General features: G+C 49.8%; 5 protein-coding genes and 2 pseudogenes. 1 reads left to right on the plus strand and 6 read right to left on the minus strand.

Annotation, left to right across the window (positions count from 1 at the left end):
* A pseudogene (locus Q7V06_RS04720) lies at positions 1-390 on the minus strand (nucleotide-binding protein); the annotation flags it as partial.
* Between the two features lie 110 nt (positions 391-500).
* Between Q7V06_RS04720 and Q7V06_RS04725 the strand changes: the two are divergent.
* Complete coding sequence (locus Q7V06_RS04725; protein ID WP_304838861.1) at positions 501-695, plus strand: DUF1858 domain-containing protein; 195 nt, start codon at positions 501-503, stop codon at positions 693-695.
* A gap of 2 nt (positions 696-697) precedes the next feature.
* Here Q7V06_RS04725 and Q7V06_RS04730 read toward each other — a convergent pair whose 3' ends face one another.
* The 5 genes and pseudogenes from Q7V06_RS04730 to Q7V06_RS04750 form a co-directional block, all read right to left on the minus strand.
* The gene (locus Q7V06_RS04730; RefSeq protein ID WP_304838864.1) at positions 698-1,573 is read right to left on the minus strand and encodes an adenosylcobinamide amidohydrolase; all 876 of its coding nucleotides are present in this window, start codon (positions 1,571-1,573) and stop codon (positions 698-700) included.
* Positions 1,570-1,932 carry an anaerobic ribonucleoside-triphosphate reductase gene (gene nrdD / locus Q7V06_RS04735; RefSeq protein WP_304838867.1) on the minus strand — a complete coding sequence of 121 codons (363 nt, stop codon included), beginning with the start codon at positions 1,930-1,932 and terminating at the stop codon, positions 1,570-1,572. Before nrdD ends, Q7V06_RS04730 begins: the two co-directional genes overlap by 4 nt.
* 71 nt (positions 1,933-2,003) lie before the next feature.
* Positions 2,004-3,704, minus strand: a complete 1,701-nt coding sequence (locus Q7V06_RS04740) for a radical SAM protein (RefSeq protein WP_304838870.1) — start codon at positions 3,702-3,704, stop codon at positions 2,004-2,006.
* Between the two features lie 69 nt (positions 3,705-3,773).
* Positions 3,774-4,367, minus strand: a complete 594-nt coding sequence (locus tag Q7V06_RS04745; protein WP_304838874.1) for a class I SAM-dependent methyltransferase — start codon at positions 4,365-4,367, stop codon at positions 3,774-3,776.
* Between the two features lie 138 nt (positions 4,368-4,505).
* Positions 4,506-4,773: pseudogene (locus Q7V06_RS04750) on the minus strand (hypothetical protein); the annotation flags it as partial.

Raw genomic sequence — 4,773 nt, forward strand, 5'->3', positions numbered from 1 at the left:
TTCCCCTATCCTGAGGAGGGCGGGTGCGCCTTTTGAAAAGATGACAAATCGTATGGCGCCTGAGTCGTCTGCGATAACCCCTGTCTGTGCAACCGCATCAGATGGCGGATCTGCAACCGAGACGACCTTTCCTTCGATGGTCACCCATTCGCCGGGTTTGAGATCCAGAATCTTCATCGTATCTGAAGCAGAAGAGGGCGCAGGCTTTGGGATCGTGACTCCATGATCCTTAAAGATATCCTGCAGGATCGTCCGTTCCGCTTCTGTTGGCGGAACCCCGAACTCAGAGACGAGGCGGTGGATCTTCGTAGCTATACGGTCGGTATCAGGTTCAATTCCCTGTGCCTTCAGTTTTTGGGAGATTCTTGCTTGTATCTCGTGGGTATCCATAATGATCTCCAACAGACCATATGAACGGGAGGGATATAAACCATCGGGGTGGGGGGCGAAAGTGACAGAAGAACAGATGCTATATAGCAGACGGAACAACATTTTCATGTATGTCGATCACACTCGATTCAACAATTGCGGATCTCATCCGCGAAAAGCCAGAATCCGCAGTCGTCCTTCAGAGCTTTGGAATGGGATGCCTCGGATGCGCCATCGCACACAACGAGACGATCCGTGAAGCGGCAGTCGTTCACGGCATTCCCCTCGAAGAGCTGGCATCAGCCCTCAAAATCGCTGTTGAATAAACCTAACCTCTCTTTGAGACGGCCTTCAGCTCGTTTAAGGTCGCCTCAGGATTCCTTTTTAAGTGCCGGACAACCTCCGGCTCATGATTTAAGGTGCAGTCCGTACAGGCCCAGACCTTTCCACCTGACGAACTCTTCACCCATCCCCCGAGTGTCTCATCGCCGCAGGGGTACAGTGGGCAGTAACAGAAGTCACACCGCTGCCCCTTGAAATGGCAGGGATAATAGGGGCAGTTCGTCTGCGACCATTCGATCCAGCCCCCGCCATTGAACCGGCTGTAGATGAAGAAAGCAGGATGATCTGCCGGAACCCTCCCTTCATGCCGATCAAGGGCGATCGAAACCCCGTGACGGACAGCACTCATAATCCTGCTGCCCGCAGGAGATACAGGTCCTGCATACTGGTGAACCGCCTGACCTTCAGATGCAACGATGATCGCATCCGAGGTCGTCCCGGTATAGGTGCGGTCACGATCACGGAGGCCCTGAACCTTCGCCTCGGTGATCGTGATACATGCCCCTGCAAGAGCAGCAGGAGTGAATCCTTCCGAACTGGTGACGATGATATTGATTGTTCCCGGTGCATCCGGTGTTGGGTGCGTCACCCCGGCGGTGATGAAGACCGTCAGAAAATCGTACCTGAGCACCACAAGGTGCCGCATCGGAACTGCCGTCATCAGGCCATAGTAAGAATCCCAGATGCCAAGTGATGCGGCAAGATGAAAGAGCGTCCGCTTCGGTTCAGGTGCATCATACCCATGCGGCACCGTATGGTTCAGGAGCGTCGTTACGTGAGAAAGACCGCCATCGACACCTGAGCTAAGGGCATGAAAATCCCCCCGTACAACAAGGGTATCATCCCGGAGATAGTACCTCATCCGATATCGTAGTGAGCGCGATCTTTTAATTCCTGCTGTTTTGCTGCGTTCCAGCCGGTAACATCAGAGAGGTAGCCGGTGATCCGCGATATCTGGGAGACGTCATGAGACCCGCATTCGGGGCAGATCGGAGCGCCGCAGAGTGGGCAGTACGCAAGGGATTCAACGATATCATGGGGGCAGTGGCAGTGATCAACCGGGCACATCACTTCAATATTCGCTTCGCCGCATGCCGGGCAGGGCGTTTCATCGACAATATGGTGGCAGGTATGGCACTTGTACCGCCGCTCCTCCACCGGAATATCATCAAGGCTTTTGTAGGTATCAATCGCCTTCTTCTGTTCCTCGGTCCAGTGCATGTTGATTAATTGGGATATCTGGAATAAAAGGGTGAGGGTCGGTGCAAGATACAAGGTTACAGATCACACCTTCACCGGTAAATCGAATTACACACCACTCCCGGTAGTGCAAATGACCGGTTTGCCGATACCGACCGGTACGGTACCCCATAGAATGTTCGATAGAACAGATCTGCCTCATCCTCAATCGCAAATTGACATCGATCAGGATGGAGAATGTTCGCAATCGTCATTAATCCGAGGATCCAACGAGGACTTCCAAAATCCCAGGACGGATGCATCGAATACAGATGCCCCTCCCTGACAGCCGGTACATCAAGGTTATGATCCTTACAGTACCTGGTGGTATCACTCACCGAAGAAGAGATGAAACCGGAAGTGAAGATAAATTCAGGATTAAGCTCCATCATCTTCTCAACGGAGATGGTGACACCCGGCTTCCCTTCTTTTTCTATCGCTCTGTTGACATAGATGCCACCGGCAGCCTCAACGAGCTTCCCCTCAAATCGATTGGGATTGAGGGCAAAAAGCGGATGACCCATCGCATAATAGACGCGAGGTTTTTGAGCCGTTCCGACCATTTTAAGGACATTATTATATCTATCCCTGATAAAAGAAGATAATACCAATCCCTGATCGGAACAGTTACACCGTGATGCAAGATCCATAATAAGACCATAATATGCATCGATATTGTTCATCTTATCATGAAGCTCCTTTTTGAGCATCCCACTCTGGATCACTTCAGCCCAGATTCCTGCCAGGGTCCTGGGATCGTTAACCTGAAGGCAATGTAAGATAGCCCAGATCATCTCTAATCCCCTCGTAATCCGATATCCTCCCATCATACCGGGCTCGGAGAAGATTTCATCGCTGATCATCCCACGGATCGGAACAGTATATCCGCAGGTACAGGTTTTAACTGCATTTCCAATCCTGTGAGAACCCATAGGGCCAAAAAACTCCCTTTCGATACAGGGATTCTGACAATCCGGACAATGAGTCGTCAGATAGGAAGATCCGGGTGAATTGAAGAGATAGACCCATGAGAGCATTGTCCTGAGACGGTCACATAGTGCCTCACTCTCATAGATTGTCGGCTCAAGACCGAGATCGGAATCCCCGAAAGGAATAAAACGCATCACCTGAAGAGGAATTCCTCGAGAGATTGCAGCAATTTTTTCAGCTGCGCGGATCACCTCATGCTCCCCGCCATGCATTGAGACAAGGGATACCTCAACATGAACGCCACCCTGATAGAACTGACGTAGTGTACGAAAAACCGGGTCTGCACTTTTTGCACCGCAGGATCTGTACCGTTCATCGCTCGATCCCTTTAAGCCGATATTAGCAAAGTCAATCAATGGCAGGAGAGCAGCAGCTGATTCTTCTGTCATATACCCGTTTGTTGAACAGCCAATAAGCAATCCATTCTGGTGTGCTGCTTCAGCAAGTCTGCAGAAGGTAGGCAACGAGACGATGACATCATTTAACGCAAAGGCTATCCCAATACATCCCTCTTCAAGAGCCATTTTGATGATATCATCTGTTCTCAGAGCATTCCCTGAATTTCCAAGTGACTCGGCATGATGTACAAGCACCTCAGAGACGCAACCAGGACATGTGAGGTTGCAGCCGACAGTACAAACCTGAAGAAATGTACCGCCGGGAGAGAAGTGAAGCATGGGCAGTGTCTCAATAGAGATAGGAGCAGCCGCAAGGAATGAATCAGGAAAACGCTCAATGATGGAAGAACCGTCAGTTGTGTACATTCTGCATCTCCCAAAACCTTCTTCCCTGATCTCGCAGCCAACTTCACATAGAGTACAACGCACTGGAGATCACTTCCTCATCACAATCCAGAATCCAGCCAGATCACGGCGAATATCATATGCAGTTACACCGGCTGCGTCAAGTGCCTTTGGGATCACATCGGACTGCTGTAATTTCAGCCGTTCTTCCGCATTCTTCTCCCAATCGGTATCTATTGATCGCATCTGATGGAAAATACTCTCTTTCAGAGCAGGAGTTCCAAAACCCCCTCCAATAAATGTCCTGCCATTGACGCCAAGAACCCGGTAGATCTCTGAAAAGGCTTTATCCAGATCATTCCAGAAGAAGAGCGAACCTCTGCTGATGATGAGATCGATTGAGCTATCCTCATAGGGAAGGACATGAACATCACCATTGACAAGCCGTATCCTTTCGGATAACCCAGCGTCCCCGATATTCTCCCGTGCAAGCAGAAGCATATCGGGTGATGTATCGACCGCATCAATTGCAAGTTCACTCACCTTTGCAACTGCCATCGAAAGATGGGCAGGTCCACAACCGATATCGATACATGACCCACAGGTAATCCCACAGATATCCCTGATCTGACCGGCAATCACCGGGTATATCGGTGCAAAAGGACCTTTCGCAATAGCATTCATTTTGTTCGCACAGCTATCATCAAAGAGATTATTTTTTGATTCTCTCATAGTTCACATCCAATAACCTTTTTAGGGGCAATAGCAGACCTGTTCGTTATTCGTATCCAAGTGGTTCTATAGAGTGTACATTCCGGTCTTTCAGACCGGATACTCTTCCAGGTAATATTTAGCTGCATCTTCATTCACCGTGTATCCTCTGAGGGAGGGGACCAGCAGACTGTTCAATTCGTCTTCAGAAAGCTCGTAATGATAAAACTTCAGATAGAACTCCTTTGTGAGGGCAGTCATATCCATATCGCTGAATATCTGAGGATACAGAATCCTGGCAGTCCATGGAATACCGATGATCCGGTTAATACCAGGCGGCCGGTCAAACCAGCAATAAGGTGATTGTGGAACAAGGTAT

It is taken from the genome of Methanocalculus sp., assembly GCF_030651615.1.
Classification (GTDB): Archaea; Halobacteriota; Methanomicrobia; order Methanomicrobiales; family Methanocorpusculaceae; genus Methanocalculus.